Source organism: Psychrobacter vallis, assembly GCF_904846715.1.
Classification (GTDB): domain Bacteria; phylum Pseudomonadota; class Gammaproteobacteria; order Pseudomonadales; family Moraxellaceae; genus Psychrobacter; species Psychrobacter vallis.
Genome location: NZ_CAJHBU010000021.1, coordinates 11,872 through 28,132 on the forward strand (window position 1 = coordinate 11,872; position 16,261 = coordinate 28,132).

13 protein-coding genes are annotated in these 16,261 nt (G+C 43.9%); all 13 read left to right on the forward strand.

Annotation, left to right across the window (positions count from 1 at the left end; all coding sequences use genetic code 11):
• Positions 1-25 precede the first annotated feature (25 nt).
• Positions 26-1,378, forward strand: coding sequence for a Na(+)-translocating NADH-quinone reductase subunit A (locus JMY02_RS11630; protein ID WP_201598497.1), 1,353 nt, complete (start codon positions 26-28; stop codon positions 1,376-1,378).
• A gap of 5 nt (positions 1,379-1,383) precedes the next feature.
• Entirely contained in the window at positions 1,384-2,619 is a 1,236-nt protein-coding gene (locus JMY02_RS11635; protein ID WP_201598498.1) for an NADH:ubiquinone reductase (Na(+)-transporting) subunit B, read from the forward strand.
• Positions 2,600-3,505, forward strand: a complete 906-nt coding sequence (locus tag JMY02_RS11640) for a Na(+)-translocating NADH-quinone reductase subunit C (protein ID WP_201598500.1) — start codon at positions 2,600-2,602, stop codon at positions 3,503-3,505. Before JMY02_RS11635 ends, JMY02_RS11640 begins: the two co-directional genes overlap by 20 nt.
• A gap of 1 nt (position 3,506) precedes the next feature.
• Positions 3,507-4,178, forward strand: coding sequence for an NADH:ubiquinone reductase (Na(+)-transporting) subunit D (locus JMY02_RS11645; protein WP_021813172.1), 672 nt, complete (start codon positions 3,507-3,509; stop codon positions 4,176-4,178).
• Positions 4,178-4,786: an NADH:ubiquinone reductase (Na(+)-transporting) subunit E gene (gene nqrE, locus JMY02_RS11650; protein WP_021813173.1), complete on the forward strand. Its 609-nt coding sequence runs from the start codon at positions 4,178-4,180 to the stop codon at positions 4,784-4,786. The genes JMY02_RS11645 and nqrE overlap by 1 nt, the downstream gene beginning before the upstream one ends.
• 122 nt (positions 4,787-4,908) lie before the next feature.
• Entirely contained in the window at positions 4,909-6,144 is a 1,236-nt protein-coding gene (gene nqrF, locus JMY02_RS11655) for an NADH:ubiquinone reductase (Na(+)-transporting) subunit F (protein ID WP_021813174.1), read from the forward strand.
• A gap of 374 nt (positions 6,145-6,518) precedes the next feature.
• The gene (locus JMY02_RS11660) at positions 6,519-7,664 is read left to right on the forward strand and encodes an FAD:protein FMN transferase (protein ID WP_201598501.1); all 1,146 of its coding nucleotides are present in this window, start codon (positions 6,519-6,521) and stop codon (positions 7,662-7,664) included.
• A gap of 122 nt (positions 7,665-7,786) precedes the next feature.
• On the forward strand, positions 7,787-8,032 hold the full coding sequence (gene nqrM / locus JMY02_RS11665) for a (Na+)-NQR maturation NqrM (protein ID WP_201598502.1): 246 nt from the start codon (positions 7,787-7,789) through the stop codon (positions 8,030-8,032).
• 201 nt (positions 8,033-8,233) lie between these two features.
• Positions 8,234-9,508, forward strand: a complete 1,275-nt coding sequence (locus tag JMY02_RS11670; protein WP_201598503.1) for an MFS transporter — start codon at positions 8,234-8,236, stop codon at positions 9,506-9,508.
• A gap of 85 nt (positions 9,509-9,593) precedes the next feature.
• Positions 9,594-10,385: an arylesterase gene (locus JMY02_RS11675; RefSeq protein WP_406947762.1), complete on the forward strand. Its 792-nt coding sequence runs from the start codon at positions 9,594-9,596 to the stop codon at positions 10,383-10,385.
• A 174-nt stretch (positions 10,386-10,559) separates the two neighbouring features.
• Positions 10,560-11,276 (forward strand): ABC transporter ATP-binding protein, encoded by a 717-nt coding sequence (locus JMY02_RS11680; protein ID WP_201598505.1) that lies wholly within the window; start codon positions 10,560-10,562, stop codon positions 11,274-11,276.
• Complete coding sequence (locus JMY02_RS11685) at positions 11,276-13,882, forward strand: ABC transporter permease (RefSeq protein WP_227678501.1); 2,607 nt, start codon at positions 11,276-11,278, stop codon at positions 13,880-13,882. The genes JMY02_RS11680 and JMY02_RS11685 overlap by 1 nt, the downstream gene beginning before the upstream one ends.
• Positions 13,883-14,193: 311 nt before the next feature.
• Positions 14,194-15,966: a DUF262 domain-containing protein gene (locus JMY02_RS11690; RefSeq protein WP_201598507.1), complete on the forward strand. Its 1,773-nt coding sequence runs from the start codon at positions 14,194-14,196 to the stop codon at positions 15,964-15,966.
• Positions 15,967-16,261 lie beyond the last annotated feature (295 nt).

The window sequence follows — 16,261 nt, forward strand, 5'->3', positions numbered from 1 at the left end:
TAGACTATGGACTAAGTTTTCGCTTATGATTACCATCAAAAAAGGTTTGGATTTGCCCATCACCGGTGAACCCTCCCGCGAGATATCTGAGCACCAACCGACACATGTAGCAGTTGTTGGCTATGATTATGTGGGTATGAAACCCACAATGAATGTCAAAGAAGGTGACATCGTAGCCAAAGGTCAGCCCGTATTTGAAGACAAAAAACGGGTCGGCGTTATTTATACTGCGCCTGCTGCTGGTAAAGTCATCGCGATCAAACGCGGTGAACGTCGTGTGTTCGAAAGTCTTGTGATTGCGGTTGACCCAAACGGTGAAGAAGTAGACTTTGAGCGCTATGACTCCCAGCAGCTTGCTGACCTAGATTCTAAAGTCGTTGAAACCCAGCTACTTGCTTCTGGCGAATGGACTGCGTTTCGCACACGCCCTTTTAGTCGCGCTCCAGAAATTGGCGCTCGTCCGCATGCCATCTTTGTCACAGCGATGGATACCAACCCATTGGCTTTTGATCCGATGCTGCTGATTAATGAGCAGTTGCAAGCATTCAATGACGGACTTGCCGTACTATCGACGCTCAGCCCCAAGACCTTTGTCTGCCATCATGGTGATACCCAGTTGACGCCAGTTGCAAAAACTGCTGCTAATAATGTCACTGAGTACCATAGCTTTGCTGGTAAACATCCCGCTGGTCTGGCAGGTACGCACATTCACTTTTTGCATCCAATCATGCGCGGTGTAAGCGTATGGACGATTGGTTATCAAGACGTGATTGCGATTGGTCAGTTATTTACCACAGGTCGGTTGTATACGCGTCGTATGATTAGCTTAGCAGGGCCTGCCGTCACTAACCCGCATTTGGTCATGACCGAGCGCGGTGCTGACATTACCGCCTTAACGAAAGGTCAATTGGCTGCGGGCGAGAATCGTATTATCTCAGGTTCGGTATTGTCTGGTCGCAAAGTATTTGACAATATTGCTTATCTTGGTCGCTTTCATAATCAATTGAGTGTGCTGCCTGAAGGTCGTGAGCGCCCTGCGTTTCACTTCTTTAGTCCAGGTAAAAACCGTTTCTCTAAATTGCCTATCTATATCTCGCACTTCTTTGGTGGCAAAAAATACAACTTCACCACAACCAGCAATGGCTCACCGCGCGCGATGGTGCCTATCGGAGTTTATGAAGAGGTCATGCCACAAGACTATCTGCCAACACAGTTATTACGGGCATTGATCGTCGAAGACATCCTTAGCGCTGTTGATTTGGGCGTACTCGAATTGGACGAAGAAGATTTAGCATTATGCACCTTCGTATCTCCTGGCAAATATGAATTCGGTGATATTTTGCGCGATAACTTGACGCGCATTGAGCTGGAGGGCTAACCACGATGAAATTTTTACACAATATGTTCGATCGTATGGAGCCGTCTTTCACCAAAGGTGGCAAACACGAAAAATACTACGCCATCTTTGAGATGTTTGATACGTTTTTGCGTCAACCAAGCTCAACCACATACGCCTCATCACATGTGCGTGATGGTATTGACCTAAAGCGTATTATGATTACGGTATGGCTATGTACATTCCCAGCAATGTTTTGGGGCATGTACAACATCGGTCACCAAGCACTCACCGCGATTGCAACGCTAGGCTTGCAGCCTGAAGGTTGGCGTACGGTCATCACTAGCATGGCAGGCTACAATCCAGATAGTATTTGGGCGAGCTTTGTCTATGGAGCCATGCAGTTTTTGCCTATCTATATAGTGACCTTCGCTGTGGGTATTCTCTGTGAGATTATCTTTGCTGTGGTACGCGGACATGAAGTCAACGAAGGTTTCTTTGTGACCTCGGTACTATTTGCGCTATGTTTACCACCAGATATCCCGTTATGGCAAGTGGCCTTAGGTATCATCTTTGGGGTAGTGGTTGCCAAAGAAGTATTTGGCGGCACAGGCAAAAACTTCCTTAACCCTGCCCTATCGGGTCGTGCTTTCTTATACTTTGCGTATCCAGCGTACATGTCTGGTGACTCAGTATGGACAGCGGTTGATGGGTTTTCAGGTGCGACGCCTCTTGGCCTTGCGGCGCTAGGTGTGGTTCCTCAAGACTTTGTTGACGTGTATGGTAATGCCATTACGTGGGGTGATGCATTCTTAGGCAATATGCAGGGCAGTATCGGTGAAGTATCTACGTTGGCGATCTTGATGGGTGCGGCGGTCTTACTATGGACGCGCATTGCTTCATGGCGAATCATGGGAGGTTGTGTGGTTGGTCTTGTTGCCACCTCTCTCATCTTTAATATGATTGGCTCTGATGACAATATGATGATGAACTTGCCGTTTTATTGGCATTTGGTTATCGGTGGCTTCGCATTCGGTGCTGTCTTTATGGCAACCGACCCAGTTTCAGCGGCGCATACCAATAAAGGTCGCTGGGCTTATGGTATTTTGATTGGTTTTATGACGGTATTGATTCGAGTAATCAACCCCGCTTTCCCAGAAGGTATCATGTTGGCCATTCTATTTGCCAACTTATTTGCCCCATTGTTTGATTACTTTGTGACCCAAGCAAACATCAAACGCCAAACAGCTCGGAGGGTTCGTTATGTCCAAGCCCAAAAGTAATAATGCGAAAACCGTTAGTGTGGCCTTGACGCTATGCTTGGTGTGTTCAGTGTTGGTCTCAGCAGTGGCAGTTGGTCTAAAGCCAGCACAAGTCGAAAATGCTCGCTTGGACCGCAACAAAAATATTTTGATTGCTGCGGACATGTATGATGCTGAATCTGATACTGCTGAAGATGTTGCCGAACGTTTTAAAGACTTTGATGTCGAAATCGTTGATTTGAACAATGGCAGCTATGTCGATGATAATGCGCTACTTGAAGCAGGTATTCCTGACCGCAATGCGTATGATGCCAGCCAAGCCACTAAGAATGCAGCCCTAAGTGAAGACTTAGGCGAAAACGACCCTGCTGGTATTGGTCGTAAGCCAAAATATGCCAAAGTCTATGTGAAAAATGATGAAGCAGGCAAACCTGAAATGGTTGTGCTGCCGATTCAGGGCTATGGTCTATGGGGCACGATTTACGGTTTCTTAACGCTAGAAAGTGATATGAATACCATCAGAGGTATCAGTTTTTATGAGCATAAAGAGACCCCCGGTCTTGGCGCTCGTATCGAAGAGCCAGAGTGGCGGGCGAAGTGGAGTGGCATCCACTCTTATGATGCAGAAGGTAATGTTGCGACTGGTGTGACCAAAGCAGGTACGCCAAAAGAGAATTGGGTCGATGGTATCAGTGGTGCGACGCTTACTGGTCGCGGCGTAAGCAATATGATTCAGTTTTGGTTGGGTGATCAAGGTTACAAGCCTTATTTAGACTCGTTACGTAAAGAGAGCGGTCAAACGCTTGAGAGTGCTGATACGCAAGCAAACCAATCAACCAAACCAGCAGCTCAACCTAAAACCGAACTGGCAGCCACGCTCCCAGTAGCAAACGGCAAGGAGGCATAACATGGCTGACACAAAAAGTATTTTAACCTCGCCTATTTTTGATAACAATCCCATTGCTCTACAAATCTTGGGTATCTGTTCGGCGCTGGCAGTCACAACCAGCATGTCAAATGCACTTGTCATGTCTGTGGCATTGACACTAGTGACGGCGTTTTCAAGCTTTTTTATCTCAATTATCCGTAAGCAAATTCCATCAAGCATTCGTATTATTGTGCAGATGACTATTATTGCCTCTTTGGTTATCTTAGTCGATCAGGTACTAAAAGCAGTTGCTTATGACGTGAGTAAAGGGCTATCTGTCTTTGTTGGCTTGATCATCACCAACTGTATCGTCATGGGCCGTGCCGAAGCATTTGCGATGAGTAATCCGCCGATTCCAAGTTTTTTAGATGGTATTGGTAACGGCCTTGGTTACTCTGCGGTGCTGTTGTTCGTAGCGACTATTCGCGAGCTATTGGGCGCTGGTACTTGGTTTGGTATTACTATCCTACAACCTGTGACCGATGGCGGTTGGTATTTACCAAATGGTCTATTACTATTGCCACCATCAGCGTTTTTTATTATTGGTTTATTCATTGCAATCGTTCGTATCTGGAAACCAGAACAGGTTGAAGAAGCTGAATTTGTAATGAAGCCGCAGTCTAAAGGCATGGCACATGGAGGCGGTCACTAATGGGACATTATGTTAGTTTATTTATAACCTCAGTCTTTATTGAGAACATGGCACTTGCCTATTTCTTAGGCATGTGTACTTTTTTGGCCGTATCCAAAAAAGTTTCAACTGCCATTGGTCTTGGGGTTGCCGTTATCGTCGTTATGGCCATTACCGTTCCACTCAACAATCTACTGTTTCAGTTCATCCTAAAAGATGGGGCGCTGGCATGGGCCGGCTTCCCTGATATCGATTTGAGCTTTTTAGGATTGCTCAGTTATATTGGCTTAATTGCAGCCACTGTACAGATTCTAGAGATGTTTTTGGACAAGTTTGTGCCAGCTTTATATAACGCCCTTGGTGTATTCTTGCCATTGATCACCGTAAACTGTGCCATCTTAGGTGGCGTACTATTTATGGTTGAACGTGACTATAACTTTGGTGAATCAGTGGTTTATGGTGTGGGCGCAGGTTTTGGTTGGGCGCTGGCTATCACCGCATTGGCCGGTATTCGTGAAAAGCTAAAATACTCAGATATTCCAGCACCGCTGCGAGGTCTTGGTATCACCTTTATTACGGTTGGTCTGATGTCGCTTGGCTTTATGTCTTTTGGCGGTATGTCAATTTAAACCGCTAAACTTAAAAACTATTTAGCGATTTGACCTATTTAATTCATTTATTCGGTAGGGGTTCAAAAAAAACGCAATGACGTTTTTTTGCACCCCTACTCCATAGATTAAGGATACATATCATGGATTATGCTACGGCGATTGGTGGCGTTGCTATGTTTACCTTGATCATCATGGGCCTTGTCGCCATTATTTTGGCGGCGCGCTCAAGACTGGTCAGTTCAGGTGATGTTACCATCCATATCAATGATAATCCCGATAATGACGTCGTGACACCAGCAGGCGGTAAGCTACTGCAAACACTCGCAGGCGAAGGTATCTTTTTATCTTCTGCCTGTGGTGGCGGTGGTACTTGTGCGCAGTGTCGTTGCCGCGTTATTGAAGGTGGCGGTTCTATCCTGCCCACCGAAGAAGGTTATTTTACTCAAGGCGAAATCCGTAATCACATGCGCTTAGCTTGTCAGGTAGCGGTTAAGCAAGACATGAAAATCGAGATTGACCCTGAGTTTTTTGATGTACAAAAGTGGGAATGTGAGGTTGTCTCTAACGATAACGTTGCCACCTTTATTAAAGAATTGGTACTTAAAATTCCAGAAGGCGAAGAAGTCAATTTCCGCGCTGGTGGTTATGTGCAGTTAGAAGCGCCGCCGCATGAAGTGCATTACAAAGATTTTGATGTTGCCGAAGAGTATAGAGAAGATTGGGAAAAGTTTGGTATTTTCAAATATGTCTCAAAAGTTGATGAGCCTGTTATTCGTGCTTACTCAATGGCCAACTACCCAGAAGAAAAAGGCCTCATCAAGTTTAATATTCGTATTGCCAGTCCACCACCACGTGGCCCTGACAGCATTCCACCAGGTAAGATGTCTTCTTGGACATTTAGCTTAAAACCCGGTGATAAAGTCACCGTATCAGGTCCTTATGGAGAATTCTTTGCCAAAGACACTGAAGCGGAGATGATCTTCGTCGGCGGTGGTGCTGGTATGGCACCAATGCGCTCACACATCTTTGATCAGCTCAAACGCTTGAACTCTAATCGCAAAATCAGCTTTTGGTACGGCGCTCGCTCTATTCGTGAGATGTTCTACGTTGAAGATTATGATCAACTGCAAGAAGAGTTTGACAACTTTGAATGGCATGTGGCTTTGTCTGATCCACTACCAGAAGACAATTGGACTGGCTATACTGGCTTCATCCATAACGTCTTACTAGAAGAGTATCTAAAAGGCCATCCAAATCCTGAAGACTGTGAATATTACATGTGTGGGCCACCGATGATGAATGCGGCGGTAATCGACATGTTACACAGTCTCGGTGTGGAAGATGAAAACATCATGCTTGACGACTTTGGTGGTTAAGTATAGAAGGCAGACTTAAAAGTATAAATAAAAAAGAGTCTCAATTGAGGCTCTTTTTTTTATTTTGAGATAGCTATTAGGGCGTGTCTTCATTTCAAAAATGGTGATAAAAATGAGATAAATTGCTGTCAAACAAGAAAAATAGCGCAGATAATATCGGGATATTAATCAGCTATTTGACGATGTTTGGCAAGATTTAGCCATTTTTAGCCCATTTAGATGACTATCGAGTGAATTGAAGACACGCCCTAGCTCTCAAGACTACAAATCTCTAGTCAAAGCCGTTTACGATTGGCCTTATTGGTGACAAGGGGTGTAAAATAGGCACAAATTAATGACCGTCTCACTCACTCCTCTGTTACAGCAACGAGCTTATGAAAACGACAACGTATTTCTCATCAAAGTATTCTGTTTTTGCTACGAACCTCATTCGTCCTACCCTATTTGTTAGCATCGGTCTTGCCAGCGCTGTGAGTCTCAGTGCTTGTCAGCAAACACCAGATTACAATTATCTGAGCGGTGAGACAATGGGTACAAGCTATCATATCAGTTATCAGCTGCCTGAAGATGCAGATGAAGCGGCGATACAAGCGTCGATAGATGAACGCTTACAACAGATTAATGACAGCATGTCCACCTATCAAAAAGACTCAACGATATCTAAATTCAACCAGTTGAGTAAAGACACACCCATCATTATCGATGCAGATTTTTCTCGCGTGCTGGATGTCTCTCGCATCGTCTATAAGCAATCTGGCGGCGCGTTTGATCCTACCGTCATGCCATTGGTCGATACGTGGGGTTTTGGGAGTACCATGACCGTCGAGCGTTTACAACGTCCACCAACCGACATAGAAATTGCCCAAGCAAAAGCCTTGGTAGATTTCGAAGGCGTGGTACAAAACGACCAGACGATCTATAAGACCAAAGACGGTATCGGTCTGGATTTTTCAGCAGTCGCTAAAGGTTACGGGGTCGATGTCATCGCTGACGTCCTAAGAGACAAGTACCAAATTCGCAATTATATGGTCGAGATTGGCGGTGAAATTGCGACCTCTGGGGTCAAGAATCAACAACAGCCGTGGCAAATTGCTATTGATGCTCCTATCAAAGACAGTACCGTGAGCGAGCGCCAAACGATATTAGCGATTCGCCAACCTATCAATACAAACAATCAAATGCATCTGGCAACTTCCGGCAATTATCGTAATTCTGTCGTGTTCGATAGTCAAAGCTATAGTCACACGATTGATCCTACTACTGGTAAGCCTATCGCTGGCGGTGCACCCTCAGTAACTGTTGCTGCAGACTCGGTCGCAGCGGCGGATGCTTGGGCAACCGCGCTGACGGCAATGCCTTATGAAAAGGCACTGAAAGTCGCTCAAGAACAAGACTTAGCTGTGATGTTTGTCGTATTGGCAGATGGTGCAAAAATGGATGGTTCTCATGATAGTATTGATGATTGGCAAGTGGTGCAAACTCCAGCAATGCAAGCGTTACGAGCCGACAAAAAACCTTAGCATTTAATGGTAACACCTTAACGCATACGATAAGCCTCAACGAGCCGTGCAAAAATTTGCTATACTATTATGTAGTTAACCCTAAAGATAACTGCCCTATTTTAAAAATTGAGGTTTCCTCTATGCTTAGCCAACTGCTACCTATGCTTGCTATTACCTTTGCCGTGTTCGTCCTATTCTTTGTGTTTATGGGCATCGGTTATATGGTCAAAAAAAAGCCCCTTAGAGGATCGTGTGGCGGTGTCGCCAAACTCATGGGCGATGAAAATTGCTCGTTCTGTGGTAACGATCCCAATAAATGCGATTCCATAATCTCTGAACAGCAAGAAAACGCCCTCAAAGCTGCTCAGTTGGGCAAATCTGTATAAACGCTGATTTATTCCCAGACATGGGTGGCCTTTCTCTTACATTTGTTCCTATAATAGCGTCTAGTCCTTCAAAAGGATTGGCGCTATTTTTATTTGTGTTATCGCTTATTTTCAAGCGGCGATACTTCGGCACTGTTTCGTGATATGCCTTTTTTCTTACTCTAATAACTTTTTCTTACTCTAATAAATAGTCGTACTGCTATGTCTATCTCACCCAAATTACCTGCTGACGTGCAAACAAACCCTCATTCGCGTGCTGCATCTCTGTCTAAACTGCCCTCCTCACGCTTCACATTTTGGCTGGTGTTGTGTGCCATGATTTTACTGGCCACCAATATGCGCGCACCTATTGTTGCACTTGGCTCTATTGCGCCAGTGGTACAAGGGGCATTAAATATTTCTGAGACTCAAATTGGCTGGCTGGGCGCAGTACCGATGCTAACTTTTGCGATTGGTGCACTTATCTCACCAACGATTGGCAAGCGATTTGGGCTTGAAAATACGCTCATTGCGATGATTGGATTATTGACCATCGGTATGATTATTCGTACTGTTATTCCCACGTGGTCTGGATTTTTAATTGGCACATTATTGCTGACCTTGGCTATCGGTTTTGCCAATACCTTGGCTGCCCCTGTGATTAAACAGCGTACGCCTAAGCAAATCCCTCTGATAACAGGGTTATTTAGTTTAACCATGACGGTAACAGCGGGCATAGTGGCGGGAGTCGTACTGCCATTATCTGAATGGGTAGGCTGGCAATGGGCGCTGGGTGGCTGGTCATTATTAGGCGTATTTGCTATCGTTATTTGGATATTTTTACGTCTGCATCTCGGCTCATCCAGTCATCAAGCAGTTGCCTTACCAACAATCGGATCTTCAGAAATATCGATGTGGCGTACGCCTTTTGCTTGGCAAATCGCGGTCTTTATGGGGCTACAATCTTTGTTATTTTATACCGTTGCCAGTTTTTTACCGTCTATTTGGGTCAGTAAAGGGTTATCAGCTGTGCAAGCTGGACAAATGGGTTCGGTGTTTCAGTTTATGGCACCGATATCTATTTTAAGCTTAACGTGGCTGATTAACCGTGGTCGCCCCATTCAGGCATTGGCTGTATTTGCAGCGGTGCTAAACGTGATTGGTGTGTTGGGACTCAGCTATTTATCAACTGATCTGGCATGGTTGTGGTCAGGCGTGATGGGCATTGGTTGCTCAGCGATTTTTACTTTAAGCATGATGCTGTTCTCTTTGCGGACTTATACCACCAACCAATCTAGCGAGCTGTCTGGTATGGCACAAGCGGTCGGTTACTTGATTGCGTTTTTTGGGCCATTAGGAACGGGCTGGCTACATGAAGCAACGGGCAATTGGGATATACCACTTTTTGTTATGTTGATTTTGATGATTGCCAACGTGGTGATCGCTTGGATGGTCAGTCGCCCCTTAATGGTCGATGGTAAGAAGGTTTCATCATAAAACGCATATAAAATAACCTTAGGGTAATATTGGTCACTGTCTTATTTTGCTACACTGGTTTGATTGTATATAGGACAGAATCATGATTATGAATGTATCTTCTCGTTTCGCTCGCCGCTTACCAGTAGTGGCTATGGTGGCCGTCGTTATGGCTATTAGCGGTTGCCAAAAAAACTCTGAATCCGCTGATGCGCAAAATACAGATATCCAAGCGACAAATACCCAAGCCACGACCAATCCAGTCACCACTGAGACCACAGCACCAGTCAACCAACCAGTTGATTCATCAATTACTGTATTGGCACTTGGAGACTCTCTGACAGAAGGTCTTGGGGTAGCCAATGATGCCAACTATCCTGCTCAGTTAGAAACACGTTTACAAGAGCTGGGCTATAAAGATGCCAAAGTCATCAACTCAGGTTTGAGTGGAGAAACCAGTACGGGCTTGGTCAATCGTTTGGATTGGGTATTGCAAACCAAGCCCGATGTGACGATTTTGACCATTGGTGCCAATGATGCGATGCGCGGTATCGATGTGGCTACCGTTGAGGCAAATATCCGTACCGCTATTGAACGCTTGCAAGACAACGGTAGCGAAGTCATTTTGGGCGGTATGCAAATTTATGACAACCTTGGCTCTGACTACGTGCAGTCTTTTGCAGCGATTTATCCTCGTGTCGCTGAAGACATGAATGTGACGCTTATTCCTTTCTTTTTAGCAGGCGTGGGCGGTGATCCCGAACTGAACCAAGCGGACGCCATTCATCCAACTAAAGAAGGCTATACGGTCATCGTCAATGACAATATCTTGCCCATCTTAGAACCGACGCTCGAAAACTTAAAAACAGCTGATACAAATACAGTCAATACTAAATAAAATGCACACACGACATTATAACGAGAAACTGGTACAAATTTTTCTTGCTTGCTGTGCCGTTGCTGCCAGAGGCTACCAAAAATTTACCCCAGTCTCTCGAACCCTTTCTATATTGACCTAACTGCACAGCCCCTAATGAGCCAGCCACAAAAATACGCCTACTGAGACCCTGTAATGACTTTATTAAATACTACTAAAGCCGCCAAACCGACATCAGACACCAAAAGTGACGCCTTACTGACCGCCTCAAAACTCACAAAAACCGTGCAAGTCGGCGAACAAACCCTCTCTATTATTAAAGATGTGGACATATATGTGAACGCTGGCGAGTTTGTCGTCATCATGGGTAAATCGGGCTCTGGTAAGTCAACACTACTAGGATTGCTTGCGGCACTCGATTATCCTGATAGTGGCTCAGTTGAGCTGGCAGGGCAAACGTTAAGCCGTCTTGATGAAGATGCGCTGGCCGTCATCCGTCAACGTGACATGGGCTTTGTGTTTCAATCGTTTCATTTATTGCCGACATTGACAGTGGCGGAAAACATTGCTTTCCCACTCGATATTGCCAGACGTCCCAATAAGGAACGTGTGACTGAACTGATTGACGCGGTCGATTTGGGTCACAGACGTGACAGTTTGCCCAATCAATTGTCAGGCGGTGAGCAGCAGCGTACAGCCGTTGCCCGTGCGCTAGTTTCACACCCCAAGATTGTCTTTGCTGATGAGCCAACGGGCAATCTAGATGAACAAAATGCCAATCAAGTCATGCAACTGTTATTAGACTTACGCCAACAAGTCGGTTCGGCATTGGTTGTCGTGACCCATGATCCCGCGCTCGCTGAAATGGCTGATCGCGTCATTACCATGCATGATGGACGGGTTGTATCTTAATGAGTAACCAACCAATAGATCACCAAGCCATAGACAGTCGCTCTGATTCTATCATTAGCCAAGTATTAGCGCGTCATTTGGGCGCACAAGCATTAAGCCGCAGCTGGTGGCAACGCTGGATATATCCCGTGTTGTTTTTATTAACGTTGACGCTATCGCTTGCCACTTATCTCACCCTTGACTCTATTCAGCAATCTGTCGATCGCTATATCAATGACAATCAGCGGGCGCTGGTCGGTGGTGATTTGATATTAAACAGTCAGCAAGATTGGCCAAGCGAGGTATTGGCACAAGTAGACACCATCGCTGATACCCAAAAGGTGTTTGATTACCAATTTAGCGCGATGGTTGTGACCGATGAGCAAACGCTACTTGCCCGTGTCAAAGCCGTCTCCCCTTCTTATCCACTGTACGGAAAAGTAGAACTGGCCTCAGGGCTGCCATTGTGGCAACAACTCACGTCTGACAATGTGGTCGTCGCACCTGAAGTCCTGAAAAGCTTAAACGCGAGCATTGGTGACCGTATTACCATTGGTGAGGGGCAGTTTACCATCAGTGATGTACTGACGACCGAGCCTGATCGCCCACTGACCGCATTTGGCTTTGGTGGCCGTGTGTTAATGCAACAAGACGCGCTAGCCGCCACCAATTTACTGGGTCAGCGTAGCCGCATAAACTACCGTATCGAGATGGCAGGTGAGCCTGAACTCATGACGCAGCAGCGTGACGCGCTGACGCAAATACTGACCAATTACCCTGACATTGAGCTGTCTGACGCGAAATCGGCAGATACCTCTATCTCAAATATCTCAGACAATGTGTTGATGTTTTTAAAGCTATTGGTCATTGCCGTGCTTTTATTATCAGCGGTCGCGATGTACGGTGTCATTACCGCTTTTGTGACCAAGCAGCAATCTAGCAATGCGATTCGCTTGGCGTTGGGCGAGCCTCTAGCGTCACTCAAACGCAGCTACTATCAACTACTGGTCGCCACGGCTGTCATCGCCTGTGTCGCCGCAATCGTCTTAAGTTTTGGCTTACTCAAAGTCGGCCAGCCGTATCTGATCGCTATCTTGCCGCCAGACGTGGGCCTCGCCATCAATCCTATCAGTGCGATTAAGACCACTGTAATCGCTTTAGTACTGACACTACTGATCGCCCAACGCGGTTTAAGTACCCTTAACACCACCAAGCCTGCCACCTTGCTCAATCAAGGTGTCAGCTCGCCTGCGCAAAACCTGAAATGGTATCGACGCGTACCGTTATTATGGTATGGGCTAATGCTGGCAGGACTGTATGCGTTTTTTGCTTATGAAGTTGGCTCATGGCTACTGGGCGCGCAGTTGCTAATAGGATTAATTGGTTTTGTGGCGATATTTTGGGCATTGGCTCGTGGTTGGTTGTGGCTGCTGGCTAAGGTTGCCAAACGCTCTGGTATCGGCTGGATGCAGCGTATTGCTATCCATAACCTTGCCCGCAAAGGCAATCAGTCTGCGCTGTTTTTTGTGACGTTATCATTATCGGTCGCGGTTTTGACCCTCATTACCACGCTCAATCACAGTATCAATGCCCAGTTCATCAACGCTTATCCTGAAGATGCGCCCAATTTATTTTTGCTCGATGTACAGAGCGATCAACATGACGCCATTGATACGATCATTGAGGCACCTGTCACCTACTATCCGGTCATTCGCTCGCGTGTGGTCACGGCGAACGATGTCCCTGTACAGGATATCGAGCCTGCTGATGGCTTTGATGAGCCCACGCGTGTATTTAATTTAAGCTATGCCGATACGGTGATGGATACGGAATTTATTACTGATGCCGTAGAAGACAATCAGCTGTATGCCCCTGTCGATAGTCAAAACGAGCAAAACCCAGACCAAGACGTCGTCCCCTTGTCTATTTTAGATACGGCAGCTGACCTGCTAAATGTCGACATGGGTGATCAGGTTCGCTTTGATATACAAGGTATCGAAATCGTTGGGCAAATTACCAGTATTCGCTCGCGTTTTGAGCAAGGCCCTAGTCCTTACTTTTACTTCCTATTCGAGCCATCGGTTTTAGCGGCGGCACCGCAGATTCAATTTGCCACCGCGCATGTACCTGCCGATGAGATTCCAGAACTACAAGGCAAACTGGTACGTGAGTTTCCAGCCGTCACCACCATTGACGGTACGGCCATCGCGCAGCAAATCCAAGAGTTGGTGGTACAAATGAGCCGCTTGGTCTATGTGTTCACCTTGCTTGCCCTACTCACTGGCGTCATGGTGCTGATTAGCTCGCTACTGTCTACCTCGCAAGATCGTATGAAGGACAGCGCGTCATTCCGCTTACTGGGTATGCAAAAGCGCGACTTATATATGCTCAATATACTAGAGCTAAGCGTACTTGGTATTAGCGCAGCCGTATTTGCGGTCATTATCGCAAACGTGGGTGCGTGGGCTGCTATTACTCAATGGTTTAATCTACAATTTAGTGTGCCGTGGACGAGCTTGGCTATTGGTGGTGGGGCATTAATCGTATTGCTGTTTGCCATTGCCATTATTTATGTGAGACTGGTGATTGGACGTGGGATTATGGCAAGGGTAAGAGCGATGATTTGAGGGTAAGAAGTTAATACTGCTTTTGCTGCCATATTGAATAGCACAGGGGCAGGCGCTAAGGTTTGTTGACTTCCCGACTAAACGATAACGCTCCTATCCAAGCGGCTTTGATTTTGTGCTGTATAAAGTATATCCGCGATAATCAGTGCTGAAATGCTTTGCTAGTCAATACTTGGCTTAAATAACTTCGATCATTATTTTGCTCAAAAATATTTAAAAAACCATGTATTACTTAAGAAAAAATAAACTATAGTAGGAAGTTGAATAACGACTATATTATTTCCAAAACTACTATTATATAAGGTAACTCAATGAGTTTAACAGATCGAATAAACCCTACTAGTAAAGCGATTGCCACTTATTTAGATGAACTAATAAACAATAATTATCAAATTCCTACCTTCCAACGTGAAGTTGTTTGGGAGCAAGATAATGTAAAGAAGCTATGGGACAGTGTCTATAAATTTTATCCCTTAGGAAGTATTCTAGTGTGGAAAACAGACTCAAAACTACACAATCATCGTAAAATAGGTGGTCATAAAATAGCCGAAAGCAATCATTCACGATCTGAATATCACTACTTATTAGATGGACAACAACGTACCACCTCTTTGTTAACTTCTTTATATGGAGGAGAAATTGAAGGTCGTCCGAATTTTGACCCATCCTTATATGTAGATTTGACTATAGAGAGTGAAAGCGACACAGATGACGAAAGCTATAAAAAGCGATTCTTGTATTGGAACGAAATTGATGACAAAGAAGGAGCCTACAAAGCCAATATAGGTAAAAAGAAAAGGTTCGACGAAGGTTTAATCGTGAAGCTGTTGGACATTAAAGAAAACTACTCTAGTACTTCTGAAAAAATAGTAAACCATCCAGAAGTTTCACAGAATTACAATCATCCGTATTGGGTTGAGATAAGAAAAATTCAAGATGTACTTCATAACTATCGACTGTCTTTCATCGAACTTAAAGGTATTGAAGTAGCTGAGGTATGCCAAATATTTGAAAGGATCAATCAAGCAGGAAAACCTTTAGATATATTTGACATTGTAGTAGCAAAAACTTTTAAGGAGAAATCCGAACATAGTAAAGGGTTCTACTTAAGAGATTTAATCGAAAATTTCAGATTAATAAATAATAGTCGTTTTTTACTAATTAATGACTTTGACTATTTACAGATTATAGCTGTATTGATACGTGAAAATATTGAAAATTCTGGCGTTAGAAATATCACTCCTCGATACTTAAATGATATTAGAACTGAACAAATCGAAACTGTATGGAATAAAGCTAGAACCTCTATCTTAAAAACTTTTGATTTTTTTGAAAACACCCTAGGATTAAAAGGACCTCAATTAATACCATACAGATACTTTTATTTGACTTTGGCAAATTATTTCTATGATAATAACAATCCTAATTATGATTTTCTAAAAAAATACTTTTGGTATTACTCTTTTCATAGAGATGATTTATTGAGCAATACAGGCGACATTAATACACATATAGACTTTCTAAATAGTGAAAAGAGTAATAAAGATTATACTTTCCCTAGGTTTATAATTGACAAAGATACACTAAGAAAATCTTCCTATAGTTCAAAAGGTAGACTATCTAGAGCTATACTATCTTTATACGCCCATAAGTCTCCTAAAGATTGGAAACACACTGATAGAAACGTGAATGTAGATAACTTCTTTTTCTCTACTGACAAACCAAATTTACATCATATCTTTCCTACAGATTATATATTAAAAAATATAGGAAGTAACAAGTTAGATAGTAATAGCTTAATGAATATTGCTTACTTAACTCAAATAACCAATTTAGAGATTAGTAATAAGAACCCTTTAGACTATATCAAAGACTATGAGAGCAATCCAAATTTTAGAGAGGTTATCAATTCTCATTTGTTACCTAAGCAAATTTTAGAATGGTCATCTAAAGAGGAAATGGCATCTGATGCATTAGATACCTTCATAGAAAGCAGAATAGAAAAAGTAATCTCAGAATTAAGAAATCAGTTAAAAGATATAACTATTGAAGTTATTGATACCAAAGATATTTCCAATAATTGATATCAATCATGGCTTATCGCATGCATGAAGTAAGCTAGTTAGTTAGCATGCAACTTACCGAATTATCTTTAAAATTATTAATTATGATAGTAAATCTTAACTTATTCGGTGGGTCACGTATTAATTTCACTCTCGATAAGAGTTTGACAGTTCTAACCCAAAAAACGCCTTTTATTCATTTGGAAGGTGTTTTTTTTACTTCACAACCTGTATAGACATATAAGTCAATATCAGCCCGCAGTTTGCTTATTTTATAGCCCTCATTTGCTATACTAGCCCAACTTTATCGGTTAAA

What these genes read in the sequence shown, in the direction of transcription:
- JMY02_RS11670 (WP_201598503.1), top strand. Translation starts at nt 8,234, where the DNA reads ATGTCTATCTCACCCAAATTACCTGCTGACGTGCAAACAAACCCTCAT.
- nqrE (WP_021813173.1), top strand. Translation starts at nt 4,178, where the DNA reads ATGGGACATTATGTTAGTTTATTTATAACCTCAGTCTTTATTGAGAAC.
- JMY02_RS11640 (WP_201598500.1), top strand. Translation starts at nt 2,600, where the DNA reads ATGTCCAAGCCCAAAAGTAATAATGCGAAAACCGTTAGTGTGGCCTTG.
- JMY02_RS11690 (WP_201598507.1), top strand. Translation starts at nt 14,194, where the DNA reads ATGAGTTTAACAGATCGAATAAACCCTACTAGTAAAGCGATTGCCACT.
- JMY02_RS11660 (WP_201598501.1), top strand. Translation starts at nt 6,519, where the DNA reads ATGAAAACGACAACGTATTTCTCATCAAAGTATTCTGTTTTTGCTACG.
- nqrM (WP_201598502.1), top strand. Translation starts at nt 7,787, where the DNA reads ATGCTTAGCCAACTGCTACCTATGCTTGCTATTACCTTTGCCGTGTTC.
- nqrF (WP_021813174.1), top strand. Translation starts at nt 4,909, where the DNA reads ATGGATTATGCTACGGCGATTGGTGGCGTTGCTATGTTTACCTTGATC.
- JMY02_RS11635 (WP_201598498.1), top strand. Translation starts at nt 1,384, where the DNA reads ATGAAATTTTTACACAATATGTTCGATCGTATGGAGCCGTCTTTCACC.
- JMY02_RS11680 (WP_201598505.1), top strand. Translation starts at nt 10,560, where the DNA reads ATGACTTTATTAAATACTACTAAAGCCGCCAAACCGACATCAGACACC.
- JMY02_RS11630 (WP_201598497.1), top strand. Translation starts at nt 26, where the DNA reads ATGATTACCATCAAAAAAGGTTTGGATTTGCCCATCACCGGTGAACCC.
- JMY02_RS11685 (WP_227678501.1), top strand. Translation starts at nt 11,276, where the DNA reads ATGAGTAACCAACCAATAGATCACCAAGCCATAGACAGTCGCTCTGAT.
- JMY02_RS11645 (WP_021813172.1), top strand. Translation starts at nt 3,507, where the DNA reads ATGGCTGACACAAAAAGTATTTTAACCTCGCCTATTTTTGATAACAAT.